At 71.9% G+C, this 15,656-nt stretch carries 14 protein-coding genes and 2 tRNA genes; 3 read left to right on the top strand and 13 right to left on the bottom strand.

Annotated elements, in window-relative coordinates; translation table 11 throughout:
• Positions 1–38: 38 nt before the first annotated feature.
• The 3 genes from J7I94_RS21890 to leuS all read right to left on the bottom strand — a co-directional run bounded on the left by J7I94_RS21890 (position 39) and on the right by leuS (position 4,898).
• Complete coding sequence (locus J7I94_RS21890) at positions 39–884, bottom strand: DegV family protein (RefSeq protein ID WP_215169083.1); 846 nt, start codon at positions 882–884, stop codon at positions 39–41.
• A gap of 187 nt (positions 885–1,071) precedes the next feature.
• Complete coding sequence (locus J7I94_RS21885; protein WP_215169081.1) at positions 1,072–1,791, bottom strand: hypothetical protein; 720 nt, start codon at positions 1,789–1,791, stop codon at positions 1,072–1,074.
• Positions 1,792–2,012: 221 nt separating this feature from the next.
• Positions 2,013–4,898: a leucine--tRNA ligase gene (leuS, locus tag J7I94_RS21880; protein ID WP_215169079.1), complete on the bottom strand. Its 2,886-nt coding sequence runs from the start codon at positions 4,896–4,898 to the stop codon at positions 2,013–2,015.
• Between the two features lie 390 nt (positions 4,899–5,288).
• Between leuS and J7I94_RS21875 the strand changes: the two genes are divergently transcribed.
• Positions 5,289–6,539: a ferric reductase-like transmembrane domain-containing protein gene (locus J7I94_RS21875; RefSeq protein ID WP_215169077.1), complete on the top strand. Its 1,251-nt coding sequence runs from the start codon at positions 5,289–5,291 to the stop codon at positions 6,537–6,539.
• Entirely contained in the window at positions 6,536–8,149 is a 1,614-nt protein-coding gene (locus J7I94_RS21870) for an NADH-quinone oxidoreductase subunit NuoF family protein (RefSeq protein WP_215169075.1), read from the top strand. The genes J7I94_RS21875 and J7I94_RS21870 overlap by 4 nt, the downstream gene beginning before the upstream one ends.
• A gap of 44 nt (positions 8,150–8,193) precedes the next feature.
• On the opposite strand, the gene J7I94_RS21865 is transcribed toward J7I94_RS21870, so the two are convergent.
• From J7I94_RS21865 to J7I94_RS21825, 9 genes are all read right to left on the bottom strand, one after another.
• Positions 8,194–8,266, bottom strand: a tRNA-Ala gene (locus J7I94_RS21865).
• A 129-nt stretch (positions 8,267–8,395) separates the two neighbouring features.
• Positions 8,396–8,629, bottom strand: coding sequence for a hypothetical protein (locus J7I94_RS21860; RefSeq protein ID WP_215169073.1), 234 nt, complete (start codon positions 8,627–8,629; stop codon positions 8,396–8,398).
• A gap of 308 nt (positions 8,630–8,937) precedes the next feature.
• Positions 8,938–9,010: transfer RNA gene (locus J7I94_RS21855), tRNA-Ala, on the bottom strand.
• Between the two features lie 90 nt (positions 9,011–9,100).
• Complete coding sequence (locus J7I94_RS21850) at positions 9,101–9,772, bottom strand: histidine phosphatase family protein (protein WP_215169070.1); 672 nt, start codon at positions 9,770–9,772, stop codon at positions 9,101–9,103.
• Positions 9,769–10,212, bottom strand: a complete 444-nt coding sequence (gene rsfS, locus J7I94_RS21845; protein ID WP_215169068.1) for a ribosome silencing factor — start codon at positions 10,210–10,212, stop codon at positions 9,769–9,771. Before rsfS ends, J7I94_RS21850 begins: the two co-directional genes overlap by 4 nt.
• A 79-nt stretch (positions 10,213–10,291) precedes the next feature.
• Positions 10,292–12,040, bottom strand: coding sequence for an LCP family protein (locus J7I94_RS21840; RefSeq protein ID WP_215169066.1), 1,749 nt, complete (start codon positions 12,038–12,040; stop codon positions 10,292–10,294).
• A gap of 16 nt (positions 12,041–12,056) precedes the next feature.
• The gene (gene nadD / locus J7I94_RS21835; RefSeq protein ID WP_215169064.1) at positions 12,057–12,737 is read right to left on the bottom strand and encodes a nicotinate-nucleotide adenylyltransferase; all 681 of its coding nucleotides are present in this window, start codon (positions 12,735–12,737) and stop codon (positions 12,057–12,059) included.
• 61 nt (positions 12,738–12,798) lie between these two features.
• Entirely contained in the window at positions 12,799–12,963 is a 165-nt protein-coding gene (locus J7I94_RS21830) for a hypothetical protein (RefSeq protein ID WP_215169062.1), read from the bottom strand.
• 173 nt (positions 12,964–13,136) lie between these two features.
• Positions 13,137–13,298: a hypothetical protein gene (locus J7I94_RS21825; RefSeq protein WP_215169060.1), complete on the bottom strand. Its 162-nt coding sequence runs from the start codon at positions 13,296–13,298 to the stop codon at positions 13,137–13,139.
• A 125-nt stretch (positions 13,299–13,423) separates the two neighbouring features.
• Here J7I94_RS21825 and J7I94_RS21820 point away from each other — a divergent pair, with 125 nt between their 5' ends.
• On the top strand, positions 13,424–14,572 hold the full coding sequence (locus J7I94_RS21820) for a M48 family metallopeptidase (RefSeq protein WP_215169058.1): 1,149 nt from the start codon (positions 13,424–13,426) through the stop codon (positions 14,570–14,572).
• Positions 14,573–14,582: 10 nt separating this feature from the next.
• Here J7I94_RS21820 and J7I94_RS21815 read toward each other — a convergent pair whose 3' ends face one another.
• Complete coding sequence (locus tag J7I94_RS21815) at positions 14,583–15,653, bottom strand: hypothetical protein (RefSeq protein ID WP_215169056.1); 1,071 nt, start codon at positions 15,651–15,653, stop codon at positions 14,583–14,585.
• Positions 15,654–15,656 lie beyond the last annotated feature (3 nt).

Below are 15,656 nucleotides of genomic sequence, written 5' to 3'. Positions count from 1 at the left end.
CTTGTGGATATCTCCGCCACCCGCCCGGGTGACGGGCTTCACCGGGACGAGACGACGACCCCCAGCAATCCGGGTCCCGTGTGCGCCCCGATCACCGCCCCGACCTCGCTGACGTGCAGGTCGGCCAGGAGCGGCACCCTGGTCCGCAGCCGGTCCGCCAGGGCCGCGGCCCGGTCGGGGGCGGCGAGATGGTGGACGGCGATGTCGACCTCGGCGCCGCCCGCCCGGTCGGCGGCGATCTCCTCCAGGCGGGCGATGGCCTTGGATGCCGTGCGCACCTTCTCCAGCGGCTCGATCCGGCCCCCGTCCAGCCGCAGCAGCGGTTTCACCGCCAGCGCGGACCCGAACAGGGCCTGCGCGGCCCCGATCCGGCCGCCGCGGCGCAGATAGTCGAGGGTGTCGACGTAGAAGTAGGCGGACGTGCCCGCCGCCCGCTTCTCCGCCGCCGTGACGGCCTCGTCCACCGTGCCGCCGCTCTCCGCCGCCTCGGCCGCGGCGACCGCGCAGAAACCCAGCGCCATGGCGATCATGCCGGTGTCCACGACCCGTACCGGGACGGGCGCCTCGCGTGCCGCGACCACCGCCGCGTCGTAGGTACCCGAGAGCTCGGCGGAGAGGTGCAGGGAGACGATGCCGGTGGCGCCGGAGCCGGCGGCCTTCCGGTATGCCTCGGCGAACGTCTCCGGGCTGGGACGGGAGGTCGTGACCGGGCGTCGCTTCTGCAACGCCTGGGCCAGCGAGCGGGTCGAGATCTCGGTGCCCTCCTCCAGCGCCCGGTCGCCCAGGACCACGGTCAGGGGCACCGCGGTGATGCCGTGACGCTCCATCGTCCGGGGCGGCAGGTAGGCCGTTGAATCGGTGACGATCGCGACATGGCGGGACATGAGCTGGAGGTTACCTGCCGTAGCGCCCATACGGCAGTCCGGCCCCGGTCACCGGCACCGGCACCGGCACCGGCACCGGCACCGAACAAGCCGTACTGCCCAGCAAGGTTGCCGGGCCAGGCTGTCACGTCGTGCCGTCAGCCCTGCCGTCACGTCGTACCGTCACGTCGTACCTCAGGTCCTGCCGTCAGGTCGTGCTCTCCGGCCGGGCCTTCTTCTGCCAGGGGTACGTCGGGCGCGGCCCGGCCTGGTCGATCGCCGGTCGCGCCGGTTCCCCGGCGGAAGCCGGCCGCCCCGGTCCGGCGCTCGCGTCGGTGGCGGCCTGGGCCTCGGGCCACGGGGGCGGCGGGGAGGCGGGCTCCGTCCGGGTCCAGTGCCGCAGGGCGCCCGCCTCTACGTCGATCTGGGCGCTCAGCGAGTCCAGGTCGTCGTCCGCGAAGCGGCGAGCCCGGTCGCGGGCCGCCCAGCGCAGGGAGTCGGCCGCCTGGGTGATGCGCTCGGTGCGCTCGCGCAGCCCGGGGAGGCGCTCCGCGAGGGTGGCGCGGTCCGGCTCGGTCTCCAGCCGCCGCAGCTCGGCGTCGAGTTCGTGCCCGTGCGCGCTGAGCCTCGCGAACAGGTCCAGGGACTCCTTGAGGGACTCGTCCTCGGCCACGCCCGCGTCCAGCGCGTCCTGCGTGGCCCGCATGGACGTCCGCAGCGACAGCCGCAGCCGCGCGACCTCACCGGCCGAGCCCGGCTGGACCAGGGACTTGGCGCGCAGCGTGTGCTCCTCCACCGTGCGGCGGGCCTGGGTGATGCCGCGGTCCACGCCCCGCTTGGCGGCGCCGACGGCCTTCACCGTGACATAGGCGCCAAGGGCGATCATGAGCACGAAGAGCAGGGCGACGACTGCGATCACTGCTTCCACGGTGCTCCTCCTCCGGCCCGCCCCGCGGGCGCTCGCGGCGCCCACCGCGCCACTCTCTTCCACCGTAAACGCAACGGGCAGGCCCGGAGTTCCAGAAAAACCCCGAACCTGCCCGTAGGGGACCGCCCTGAGCCCCTCAGCCGGTCATACCAAGCTCATGCCTAACCCATGCCGCGCTCACGCCGAACCCATGCCGCGCTCACGCCGGACTCAGGCCGGGTTCACGCCGGCACGATGTTGACCAGCTTGGGCGCCCGCACGATGACCTTGCGGATCCCGGCGCCGCCCAGCGCGGCCACGACCTTCTCGTCGGCCAGCGCCGCCTTCTCCAGGTCCGCCTCGGAGATGTCCGGGGCGACCTCCAGCCGCGCCTTGACCTTGCCCTTGATCTGGACCACGCAGGTGACGGTCTCGTCCACGACGTAGGCCGGGTCGGCGACCGGGAAGTCCTGGTGCACGACGGAGTCCGTGTGGCCCAGCTTGCGCCACAGTTCCTCGGCGACGTGCGGGGCCAGCGGCGCGACCATCAGCACCAGCGCCTCGGCGACCGGCCGCGCGAGGGGGCCGCCCACCTTGGTCAGGTGGTTGTTCAGCTCGGTGACCTTGGCGATGGCGGTGTTGAACCGCATGCCCTCCAGGTCGCCGCGCACCCCGTCGATCGCCTTGTGCAGCGCCCGCAGCGTGTCCACGTCGATGTCGGCGGGGTCGGTGTCCACCACCGTCACCTCACCGGTCGTCTCGTCGACGACGTTGCGCCACAGCCGCTGCAGCAGCCGGAACTGGCCGACCACCGCGCGGGTGTCCCACGGCCGGGAGACGTCCAGCGGGCCCATGGCCATCTCGTACAGGCGCAGCGTGTCCGCGCCGTACTCGGCGCAGATCTCGTCCGGAGTGACCGCGTTCTTCAGCGACTTGCCCATCTTGCCCAGCAGTCGCGACACCTTCTCGCCCTGGTAGAAGTACGCGCCGTCGCGCTCCTCCACCTCGGCGGCCGGTACGGCGATCCCGCGCGCGTCCCGGTAGACGTACGCCTGGATCATGCCCTGGTTGAACAGCTTGTGGAACGGCTCGGCCGAGGAGATGTGCCCCAGGTCGAACAGCACCTTGGACCAGAAGCGCGCGTACAGCAGGTGCAGCACGGCGTGTTCGGCGCCGCCGACGTACAGGTCGACGCCCCCGTGCGGCTGTCCCTCGCGCGGGCCCATCCAGTACTGCTCGATCTCGGGGTCGACCAGCTGCTCGGAGTTGTGCGGGTCCAGGTAACGCAGCTCGTACCAGCAGGAACCGGCCCAGTTGGGCATGGTGTTGGTCTCGCGCCGGTACTTCCGCGGTCCGCGTCCGTCGCCCAGGTCCAGGGTGACGTTGACCCAGTCCTCGTTGCGGGACAGCGGCGTCTCGGGCTGGGTGTCGGCGTCGTCGGGGTCGAAGGTGCGCGGCGAGTAGTCCTCGACCTCCGGCAGTTCCAGCGGCAGCATCGACTCGGGCAGCGGGTGGGCGATGCCGTCCTCGTCGTAGACGATCGGGAAGGGCTCACCCCAGTAGCGCTGGCGGCTGAACAGCCAGTCACGCAGGCGGAAGTTGACGGTGCCCTCGCCGATGCCGCGCTCGGTCAGCCACTCGGTGATGCGGGCCTTGGCCTCCACCACGCCCAGGCCGTCCAGGGAGACGTCCGCGCCGGTGGAGTTCACGATCTTCGCGTCGTACGAGGCGAAGGCGTCGTCCCAGGTCGTGGGGTCGGTGGAGCGGCCGTCGGACGGCTCGACGACACAGCGCATCGGCAGCTCGAAGGCGCGCGCGAAGGCGAAGTCGCGGCTGTCGTGCGCCGGTACGGCCATGATCGCGCCGGTGCCGTAGCCCATCAGGACGTAGTCGGCGATGAAGACGGGGATCTTCTCGCCGTTGACAGGGTTGGTGGCGTACGCGCCGGTGAAGACGCCGGTCTTGTCCTTGGCCTCGGCCTGGCGCTCGACGTCGGACTTGGCGGCGGCCTGCGCGCGGTAGGCGGCGACGGCCTCGGCGGGGGTGGCGTGACCGCCGGTCCACACCTGGTGCGTGCCCTCGGGCCAGGCGGCGGGCGTGAACTTCTCCACCAGGGGGTGTTCGGGGGCCAGCACCATGTAGGTGGCGCCGAACAGGGTGTCCTGGCGGGTGGTGAAGACGGTGATGTGCTCGCCGTCGATGGGGAAGTCGACGCGGGCGCCCTCGGAGCGGCCGATCCAGTTGCGCTGCTGCAGCTTGATGGCCTCGGGCCAGTCCAGCTCGTCCAGGTCCTCCAGCAGCCGGTCCGCGTAGGCGGTGATCCGCATGTTCCACTGGCGCAGCTTGGCCTTGAAGACGGGGAAGTTGCCGCGCTCGGAGCGGCCGTCGGCGGTGACCTCCTCGTTGGCCAGCACGGTACCCAGCCCGGGGCACCAGTTGACCGGCGCGTCGGAGGCGTAGGCCAGCCGGTACTCGCCCAGGACGTCGGCGCGCTCGGCGGCGGTCAGCTCGCTCCAGGCCCGTCCCCCGGGGACCTCACGCGCGCCGGACTCGAAGGCGGCGACCAGCTCGGCGATCGGCCGGGCCTTCCTCGCCTCCTCGTCGTACCAGGAGTTGAAGATCTGCAGGAAGATCCACTGGGTCCACTTGTAGTACTCCGGGTCGATCGTGGCGAACGACCGGCGCTTGTCGTGGCCCAGGCCCAGCCGGCGCAGCTGGGCCTTCATGTTCTCCATGTTGGCCTCGGTGGACACGCGCGGGTGCGTGCCGGTCTGCACGGCGTACTGCTCGGCGGGCAGGCCGAAGGCGTCGAAGCCCAGGGTGTGCAGGACGTTGTGGCCGGTCATCCGCTGGAAGCGGGCGAAGACGTCGGTGGCGATGTAGCCCAGGGGGTGGCCGACGTGCAGGCCCGCACCGGACGGGTACGGGAACATGTCCATGATGAACTTCTTGGGCCGGGCGACCGTCTCCGGGTCGCCCGCCAGGTCACCGGTCGGGTTCGGCGCCGCGTAGGTGTCCTCGGCGTCCCAGAAGTCCTGCCAGCGTGCCTCGATCTCGGCCGCCAGGGCGGCCGTGTAGCGGTGCGGCGCCACCGCCTCGGCGGCGGTGGCGGGGTTCGTCTCGCTCATGATCCTCAAAGCTCCATCGATCGTCTTCGCCTGCGGCTGCGACTCTCACTCATGACAGAAATGAAAAATCCCCTCGCACAGGAGGGGACGCCGCGCCGATGCCGACCGTCCGGAGCACCGGCGGTCGGTACTGATCAGCGCGGCCCGCTAAGCAGAAGGCGTACGGCACGCATGGGGTCAGGGTACCGCAGCCGCCGAGCGGGCCGCGACGGGGTTCCGTCGCCTGAACCGCGGTCAAGGTTTACTTCGCGTAACAGCCACTAAAGGGCATCACAACGACCGCATAGTCATTTGATAACAGCGCAATAACTCAAACCTCGTACCCACGGGTATGGCGCCACCTAGAGTGCGGCACCGGGACCGCTTCCCCGAACCGCTCGGAGTGCCCCCATGAACCCATCCCTCGCCGCCACGGCGGACGACTCGTTCGCGGAGTTCCTCGATTTCGGCGCCGGCGTCCTGGCGCTGGTCTGCCTCAGCTGCTCGGTGATCTGGGGACTGGTCGCCCAGGACCGGATCCTGCTCGTGGCCCGCCAGCGCATCCTCGCCCAGGCGGTGCACCGCACCACCGCCGTCGCCTCGATCGTCTTCCTGCTGGTGCACGTCGGGGTCAAGCTGGCGCTGGCGCACACCACCTGGGTCGCCGCGGTGATCCCGTTCGGCCTGCTCCTCACGGACGACGAGCAGTTCGGCGGCCGGGCCTTCCTCATCGGCCTCGGCACCCTGGCCGGCCTGCTCATGGTCTTCGTGGGCGTCACCGGCGCCCTGCGCAACCGCTTCGCCTCCCCCGCCCCCGTCGCGGCCCGCTGGCGGGCCATGCACATGCTGGCCTACCCGGCCTGGTGCTCGGCCCTGCTGCACGGCCTCTACGCGGGCCGCGCGGCCAAGCCGGTCTTCCTGGTCCTGTACGGCCTGTCGGTGGCCGGCGTGATGGCGGCCCTGGCGCTGCGGGCGGCGCCGGGGCCCGTCAAGCGCCGGATCGCCGACCGCGTGGCCGCCCTCCTCGACCAGGGGGGCCGGCCGGACCGCGAGGAGCCGGTCCGGGACGGCGCCCGCACGGCGCCCGGCACCACCCCGCAGGGCTCCGCGCTGCCGGGCCACGAGACCGCGGGGGTCCCCCGGCAGCGCAGCGCCGCCGCCCCGCCGCCGTACGAGCCCGCTGCCGCCGCGCCCCGGGAGTCCGTGAACGGGTTCGCCGCCGCCTACCGCGCCGTCTCCGCCCCGCAGCACCCCTGGCAGCAGCCCGCCGCCCCCGACCGGACCGCCCCCATGGACCTGCCGCCGGACATCCGCCCCGCCGCGGCACCCACCACGACACCCCCGGCCCCCGGCGCGGCGATGCCCCCCGGCGGCTGGCCGGTCCCGTCCCCGCCGCCGCTCGGCGAGGCCCCGCCGTCGGCGTACGACCCCCTCACCGACACCGGACACACCATCCCGGCCTACGGCAATCCGGACGGCTACGGCTACCGGCCGAGTGATGTGTACGACACCGGTGAGCAGAACACCGTCCCCGGCGCGTACTACCCGGACGACACCTACCCGAGCGGTCCCGCCCCCGAACCGGCCCCCGGCGCGTCCTACGACTTCGACGCGCCGGGGCCGGGTGAACCCTGGAACACGCCTTCCGGAGGCATGAAGTGAACGAGGCCCTGCCCGACGTCCCCGAGGTCCGCGTCGTCGGCCTTCCCCAGCTCACGTCGGGCTTCGACCTTGTCGAGCGGCTGGATCTCCCGATGCACCTCAAGGTGCACGGCCCGCTCGAACCCCTTGGCGGCGAACAGCTCGCCAAACTCGCCGAGGCGATCAATCTCAGGGGCCGCGGCGGCGCGGGCTTCCCCTTCCACAAGAAGCTGCGCTCGGTCGCCGAAGCGGCGATCAAGCGCGGCGTCCGCCCGGTCGTCGTCGTCAACGGCAGCGAGGACGAACCGGCCTGCCGCAAGGACACCGTCCTCATCAACCGCGCGCCGCACCTGATCCTGGACGGCGCGCTGCTGTGCGCCGAGGCGATGGGCGCGCGCACCCTCGTCGTCGGGGTCACCCGGGAGTCCACCCAGCGCTCCATGGAGGCCGCGCTCGCCGAACGCGGCCTGAGCAACGGCCGCCGTTCGGCGCTCCGCGCGCGCGTGCAGCGCAATCCCGTACGGATGGTCACCGGCGCCGCCGCCTCCCTGATCCGCTCCATCGACGGCGGCCCGGCGATCCCGCCCGGCCGCAAGGTCAGCGCCTCCAGGAGCGGCGTGGGCGGAGCGCCGACGCTCCTGTCGAACGCCGAGACCTTCGCCCAGCTCGCCATCGCCGCCCGCATCGGCCCCGAGCGCTACGGCAACACCGGCCTGTACGACGAGCCGGGCACCGTCATGCTCACCGTCTCCGGCGCGGTCGCCCGCCCCATGGTCATCGAGGTCCCCACCGGCGTACCGCTGCGCTACGTCCTCCAGCTGGCCGGCGCACCGCCGGTGCCCCAGGGGGTGCTGACCGGCGGCTACCACGGCAAGTGGATCGACTCGGCCACCGTCGACGAGGCGGTCGTCTCCCGCAACTCGCTGGACGCGGTGGGTGGTTCACTGGGCGCGGGCGCCATCCTGCCGATCGGTCAGGAGACATGCCCGCTGGGCGAGTCGCTCAGGGTGGCGCAGTGGCTGGCGGAGGAGAGCGCGGGCCAGTGCGGCCCCTGCTACCTCGGTCTGCCGGCCGCCGCGCGCGGCCTTCAGGACATCCTGGACGGCGGCGGTCCGGCCGCCCTGGAGGCGCTCAAGCAGGTCGCGAAGAACGTCAAGCGGCGCGGCGCGTGTTCGCATCCGGACGGCTCGGCGATGTTCCTGGAGTCGACCGTCAAGGCGTTCACGGACGACCTGGCCGCCCATGTCCTCGGCAACGGCTGCGGACGGCCCGTGCAGGGCGTGCTGCCGCTCTTCGAGGGGGGCAGGGCCCCGACGGGCGTCCCGGGCGGCGGCGCCGCCGCGGAGAACGGCCCCAGCCGCCAGAAGATCTACGTCGACTGGACGCTCTGCCGCGGCCACGGGCTATGCGCGGACATCCTCCCGGAGGTCTTCCAGCTCGGCGCCGACGGTTTCCCGACCGTGGCGCAGGCGCAGGTGCCGCGCTACGCGGAGGCCAAGGCGCTGCGCGCGGTGCGCCGCTGCCCGGCGCTCGCCCTGCGTATCGAGGAGGACACCCGGGCCCAGGCGCCGGCCCGGGCCAATCTGCCGGTGCTCGCCCCGGGACGCGGCCGGCGCGCGCTCGGCCGCTGAGCAGAACAAAACCCCCCGGATCATCGATCCGGGGGGTTTCCCTGTGGAGCTAAGGAGAATTGAACTCCTGACCTCCTGCATGCCATGCAGGCGCTCTACCAACTGAGCTATAGCCCCGCGTTTTACCGCTTCGCTCCGCCCGGTTTCCCCGGCGGCGACGCCAACATTACACGGTCGACCGGGTCCAACACCAAATCGTTTCCGGTCTGCCCGATTTGACCACTTTTCCCACCGGATGGTCGGCCGTCAGGCGGCCACGAAGGAGTAGAACCGCTTGAGCGTGCAGTGCTCCTCCAGGAGACGGCCGTAGATCGGCTCGCCTTCGAGTTCCCGGTACGTCTCGATGGGGTCGCCTTTTATGATCAGCGCCCGCGCGCACTCCTCGCACCAGTACTGGTACTCGGGATTGACCGGTTCCATGTCGCGGACGATCGGAGTGCCGCTGCCGCACCAGTCGCACTTCCGCCTGTGTGCCCCCATCGATCAGCTCCAGCTGTCGCCGCAGGCCGTGCACACGTACGGGACGCCGCCGTTGTCCCCGAGGATGCTCGCAGGCATCGGTACTCCCTCCCGTCGGGCCGCGCCCCCTTCCGGCCGTTTGATTCTGCCACGCCCGGACCGACACGGTCAGCGACGCCTCAGTACCAGTACGGACACGGTGACCGGCGCGGATCTCCATGGAGCCATACGTCCGGCGGACCCCTGGTGCTCAAGTGAGGCAACGAAAAATCCCGCCCCTCGAGGGGACGGGATTCATCGTGTTGCTTCTGGACCTTCTGGTCCTTCTGTGGAGCTAAGGAGAATTGAACTCCTGACCTCCTGCATGCCATGCAGGCGCTCTACCAACTGAGCTATAGCCCCGGGCCGGTGTTCTTCCCGCTCAGCGGGGCGAACAAGAAGAACTTTAGCCTGCGACCTGCCGGAAAGTGAAATCCGGGTCCCGCACACGGCTCAGTCGTCGTCGCCGAGCACCGGCTCCGGCAGACTGCCGGCGTTGTGCTCGAGCAGCCGCCAGCCACGGACGCCCTCGCCGAGGACGGACCAGCAGCAGTTGGTCAGGCCGCCCAGGGCCTCCCAGCTGTGCGCGTCCAGGCCGAGGAGACGTCCGATGGTGGTGCGGATGGTGCCGCCGTGGCTGACCACGACGAGGGTGCCGTCCTGCGGCAGCTTGTCCACGTACCGCAGCACCACGGGGGCGGCGCGGTCGGCGACCTCGGTCTCCAGTTCGCCGCCGCCGCGGCGGACCGGCTCGCCGCGCTTCCACGCCGCGTACTCCTCGCCGTACCGGGCGATGATCTCGTCGTGCGTCAGCCCCTGCCAGACGCCCGCGTAGGTCTCCCGCAGGCCCTCGTCGTGGGCGACCTCCAGGCCGGTCAGCGCGGCCAGCTCGGCGGCCGTGTCGGCGGCCCGCTTCAGGTCCGAGGCCACGATCGCGTCGGGCCGCAGACCGGCCAGCAGCCGGGCGGCCCGGCGGGCCTGGGCGACGCCGGTCCCGGTCAGCTCGACGTCGGTGGTGCCCTGGAAGCGGCGCTCCACGTTCCACGAGGTCTGCCCGTGCCGCCACAGAATGACGCGGCGCCCCCGGCCGGTCCCCCGGTCCGTCACCTCGCCGGTGGCGCTCACCACCCGTCCCCGTCCGGGGCGGGGGACTCGGCGGCCTGCGCCCGGGCGTGCTCCTCGCCCTTGCCGCGGGTCGCCTTGGCGTCGGCGGGCAGCTCCAGCTCGGGGCAGTCCTTCCAGAGCCGCTCCAGGGCGTAGAAGACGCGCTCCTCGCTGTGCTGGACGTGGACGACGATGTCGACGTAGTCGAGCAGGACCCAGCGGGCCTCGCGGTCGCCCTCGCGGCGCACCGGCTTGACGCCGAGCTCCTTGCTGAGCCGTTCCTCGATCTCGTCGACGATCGACTTGACCTGTCGGTCGTTGGGTGCGGAGGCCAGCAGGAAGGCGTCCGTGATCGACAGCACGTCGCTGACGTCGTAGGCGATGACGTCGTGGGCGAGCTTGTCGGCGGCCGCCTGAGCGGCGGTGTTGATGAGCTCCAGGGAGCGGTCGGTCGCGGTCACTACCAGGCTTTCGGTCGACGGTCGTTTGACACCAAGGGTCTCACGACCGCCGACCTCTGCCCATGCGGTCACCGTCCGGTCACGACGCGGGCTCGTAGTCCTGGCCGAGGACCACCGACACGCGCGCGTTGGCGGAGACGTCGCCCTTGGCGACCGTGCTGGTCGGCAGGCCGAGCGTCTTGGCGACCTCGGTGGCGTTCTCCTTGTCGGCGGCGTCCGCGTAGAGCACCTCGGAGGTGGCCTGGGCAGCGGATGCGGTGCCGCCCTCCACGAAGGCGAAGCCGCCGTTGACCAGGGTGATCCGGACCTTGGCGGTGTTGTTCTTGTCACCGCTGGCGTTCTGCACGGAGACGCTGACCGCGGCGTCCTCGTCGGGGCTCTTGGCGGTGCCGCCGAGGACGTCCTTGACGACGCCGGAGCTGTCCTCGGTGCTGAGCGTGCCGTCGTCCTGGACGGGCAGCAGGGCCGTCTTGTGGTCGCCGCCCTTGGCGAGGTCGGCGAGGGAGGCGAGGAAGGAGCCGAGGTCCTTGTCGGTCAGCGGCGGGTCGAGGATCATGCCCAGCGTCTGGACGGTGGTCGTCGCCGCCTGCGCGTCGGAGGACAGCTTGCGCAGCACCCCGTGCACGACCTGCCCGAACCGCTCCAGTTGGGCGTCCTGCGCCTCCCCGGAGGCCTGGTAGGTGGCGTAGGCGACGGCCATCTTGCCGCTGAGGGTCTGTTTCTCGCCCTTGTGGACGAGAACGGCGGCGTCCTTGTCGTCCTCGGCGTCCGGGTCGGGCACGTCCGCGTCCGTGTCGACCTCGATGTTGCCGACCAGGTCGACGAGGTTCTGCAGGTAGGGCGTGTCCAGGCGCCAGGTGCCCTCGATGGCGGTGCCGAGCACGGAGTCGAGCGCGTCCTGGGTGGCGTCGGGGCCGTCGTCGTCGACCGACTTGGCCAGCGTGGTGACGCTGCCGTCGTCGCCGGTCAGCGCCAGCGAGTTGGGCAGCAGCACGGTGGTGGCCTGCTGGGTGGTGGTGTTGTTCACCAGCAGCGCCGTGGACGTGGAGCCGCCGTCGGTGTCGTGCAGGTGGAGGGCGATCACGTCGCGCTTCTGGGCGCCCGCCGCCGTCGTACCGCCGGTCGTGGAGTCCGACGAGGACATGCCGGGGAGCTTTCCGGCGTACCAGAGGTAGCCGATGCCGCCGACGGCGACGAGGGCGAGGACGACCACCAGGGCGACGGCACGCGCGCGTGCCCGGCGCCGGGCCTCCTCCCGGCGCTCGGTCCGGTTCTCCGTGAACTTCATCCAGTCGATGACGTCCTCGGAGTCGCCGTCCGGCTCCTCGACGAAGGCGAACTCCTCGGTGTGGTACTCCGGCCCCGCCGCCCCGGGTTCCGCCGGGCCCGCCGCCCCGGGCCCCTCCGGCTCCTCGCGCGGGCCCGCCTGCTGCGGGATGCGTGCCGTCTGCTCGGCGACCCGGGCCTGCGGCTGCCCGCCGGCGGCGGCGTAGGGGTCGTAGGGACTCTGCGGGCTCTGCGGGGGGACGGGCGCCTGCTGAGCGGTGTCGTAGGCGCCCTGCGGGGGAACAGGCGCCTGCCGGCCGGTGCCGTAGTTCGCGTAGGGGTCGTACGGGGCGGAGGGCTGCTGCCCGCCGGTGCCGTACGGGTCGTAGCCGTACTCCTGCTGTGCGTGCTGCGTCTGCTGCCCCGGCTGCGCGTACGGGTCGTACGTCTGCTGCTGTGCCGGGGCCTGGCGGTAGACCGGCCGGCCGTACTCGTCGTAGCCGACGATCTCGTACGGGCCCTCCTGGCCGCCGCCGTGTCCCGCGTCGTATCGGTCGTTCACCGGTGCCCCTCTCGGCTCACTCGCCGCGGTACAGCTGACGCTTGTCGATGTAGCGCACGACGCCGTCGGGCACCAGGTACCAGACGGGGTCGCCCTTGGCGACTCTCGCCCGGCAGTCCGTGGAGGAGATGGCGAGGGCGGGGACCTCGATGAGAGAGACGCCTCCCTCGGGCAGTCCCGCGTCCGTCAGGTGGTGGCCGGGGCGGGTGACGCCGATGAAGTGTGCCAGGGAGAAGAGTTCCTCGCTGTCGCGCCAGGTGAGGATCTGGGCGAGGGCGTCGGCGCCGGTGATGAAGAACAGGTCCGTGTCCGGGTTGAGCGAGCGCAGGTCGCGCAGGGTGTCCACGGTGTAGGTGGGGCCGCCGCGGTCGATGTCGATGCGGCTCACGGAGAACTGCGGGTTCTCGACGGTGGCGATGACCGTCATCAGATACCGGTCCTCGGCCGCGGAGACCGCGCGGTGGCTCTTCTGCCAGGGCTGCCCGGTGGGCACGAACACCACTTCGTCGAGGTGGAACTGTGTGGCGACCTCACTGGCCGCGACGAGGTGCCCGTGGTGGATCGGGTCGAAGGTGCCGCCCATGACGCCGAGCCGGCGCTTGCCCGGTCGTGACGGGGCGGTGCCGGGACCGGGGCGGTGCCGTGTGCCGCTTGCCGGGCCGTTCACCGGGCCGGTAGGCATGTCCTGCTCTCCCATGCGTGCAGACCCTACCGGCCCCGGCTGAACGTCTCGGCCGCCTGTTCCCCCGAGGACGCGCTCAGCGGTCCCGGTTGAAGCGCGTGGTGATCCACAGCAGCAGCATCAGGATGACGAACGCGCCGATGCCGGTGACGTAGGGGCTGAGGCTCTCGTGGTTGCCGCCGTGCTCCTCGCCCTCGGCGGCAAGGGTGACCAACTGGGCAGCGGTGCTGTGGAAGCTCATCTTCGGCAGGACCTATCGCGTGTGGGCGGGATAAAGACGTGGGCTCATCGTATGCGGGCCCCCCGCACGCGATCACGCCGACTCCGCCGTTGGGAAGCCCCTGGGGACTGTCGGGGAACCGCCGGGAAGCCGGCGGGACGGGTCCGGGCCGCCCGGGGAACCTTACGGCCGCCTCAGTCGTCCTTCGATTTGTAGCCCCGCAACAGGAACCACGCGGTGAGCACACAGCCCAGCACCATCACGATCAGCACGATCTGGAGCAGGTGGCCCGACCCGGGCTGCTCGGCGGCGTTCGCGGCCCCGGCGAGCCAGGCGGGGTGTGGGACATGCTCCATGACACGGACTCCTTAGCTGTACTGCCCGTCCACGGTAACTCCGCCTAGGCTGGGCTCTGCTTCGGGGGCACAAAGGACCGCACAAGGGTTCGCAAAGGGCCACTAGGACGCACCTGGGGGAAGTCATGGCCGACGGCCATCAGAGCAACGGGCACGAGCAGGTGCCCAGCAGGTCACGCAGGCGCTTCCCGGGGATCTCCTCGCGCGCGTACGAGCACCCGGCCGACCGCAGCGCCCTGGTGGCGCTGCGCAAGCTGAGCGGCTTCGACACGGTGTTCAAGGCGCTCAGCGGGCTGCTGCCGGAGCGGAGCCTGAGGCTGCTGTTCCTCTCCGACTCGGTGCGCGTCTCGGACCGGCAGTTCGCCCACCTCAACGACATGCTGCGGGACGCCTGCTACATCCTGGACCTGGAGAAGGTCCCCCCGATGTACGTCAACCAGGACCCGAACCCGAACGCGATGTGCATCGGCCTGGACGAGCCGATCATCGTGGTCACCACGGGGCTGGTCGAGCTGCTCGACGAGGAGGAGATGCGGGCGGTCGTCGGGCACGAGGTCGGGCACGCGCTGTCCGGGCACTCGGTCTACCGGACCGTCCTGCTCTTCCTGACCTCGCTGGCCGTCCGGGTCGCCTGGATCCCGCTGGGCAATCTGGCGATCATGGCGATCGTGACCGCGCTGCGCGAGTGGTTCCGCAAGTCGGAGCTGTCCGCCGACCGCGCGGGGCTGCTGGTCGGCCAGGACCTGACGGCGTCCATGCGCGGCCTGATGAAGATCGCGGGCGGCAACCACCTGCACGAGATGAACGTGGACGCGTTCCTGGAGCAGGCCGACGAGTACGAGGCCGGCGGCGACCTGCGCGACTCCGTACTGAAGATCATGAACGTGCTGCCGCGCTCCCACCCCTTCACCACCGTGCGGGCCGCCGAGCTGAAGAAGTGGGCGGCCTCCCGCGACTACCAGCGGATCATGGACGGCCACTACCCGCGGCGCGACGAGGACAAGGACACCTCGGTACGCGACTCCTGGCGGGAGTCGGCGTCCAGCTACGCCACACATGTGCGCACGTCCAAGGACCCGCTGATGAAGCTGGTCAACGACATCGCCGGCGGGGCCGGGGACCTCGGCGGGCGGGTGCGGCGGGGCTTCGGCGGGTTCGGCTCCCCGCAGCCGGGGCCGAAGGGCGGGCGGGACGGCTCGGAGGGCCCCGGTGGCCCCGAGGGCCCTGGGGACGCCTCGGACGGCGGGCCGGAGGGCCCCCGGCCCCGCGATTGACCGGGACCGGTCACACCTTCGGCTGCGCGCTCTCGGCCAGGGTGCCGCACAGGGCCGTGGCCTCGCCCGTGGCGTACGGGTCGGTGCCGGCCGGGCCGCCCTCCTTGGCGCTCTGCCCGGCGAGCAGCGGGCGCAGGTACCCGGCCGCGTCCTCGGCGCAGGACAGCGGGCCCGCCTGGAGCGAGGTGAGGGTGAGCCGGGCCTGGTGCAGCCGCAGGTCGTCCCGGTCGAAGCGGAAGTGCAGCTCGCGGCGGACGGTGAACAGCGACACCTCGGCGCGGGTGTCGCCGGTGGGCCGCAGCGGATAGACGACGGTGTGGGCGGCGACGACCTCCAGGGTGGAGGAGTCGCTCTCCAGGGCCCGCAGGGAGCCCCGGACGCGGATCTCGGCGCCGGCCAGCTCGACGCGGGCCGGGTCGAAGCGCACCAGCCATCCGGTGGCCGCGTGCCGGCCGTCGGCGGCGGGCTCCTCGAAGCTCTCGTCGAACTGGCCGGTCTGGTCGGGGTCGAGCAGCACCCGCACCGAGCGGGTCTCCCCGCCGACCAGTACCTCCCGGTCGAGCGACGAGCGCACCACGTACTCCTTGGCGGTGAGCAGGGCGTTCCTGACCTGCTCGTCCGCGAAGTGGGCGGTGCTGCGGTAGGGCGGCAGCGTGACGCCCGCGGCGCCGGCCCGGAACTGCGCGGCGGGACTGCGCGCGTACAGCCGCTCGGCGTCGGCGGCGCCGGGCACCTTGCCGCGCGGGGCGAGCGGGACGACCGTCATCCGCACCTGCTCGGCGGCCTGCCGCGCGGCGGGGCTCTGGTAGGGGTGGCGTACGCCCATGTACACGGCGGTGCCGAAGGCCACGGCGATCAGCACGACCAGGATCAGGGCCTGCCGGGACAGTCCGCCGCGGCGCAGCGGCGGGCGGCGGCGCACGGCGGGCGTGTGGTCGGCGATGCGCTCCTGGGCGGAGAACTCCTGGAGGTGGGCAGCGCGGACGAACGATTCGTCGAAGACGACGGACCGGTACTCGTCGTCGCCGCCTCCGGGGGCGCCCTCGGGTGTCCCTTCAGGCGGGTCTGGAGGCCCTCCCATATC

The sequence above is a fragment of the Streptomyces sp. ISL-12 genome (assembly GCF_018614415.1).
In the GTDB taxonomy this organism is placed as follows: Bacteria; Actinomycetota; Actinomycetes; order Streptomycetales; family Streptomycetaceae; genus Streptomyces.
Note: the sequence above shows the minus strand (reverse complement) of the source record. Positions and strands in the feature narration are given on the sequence as shown.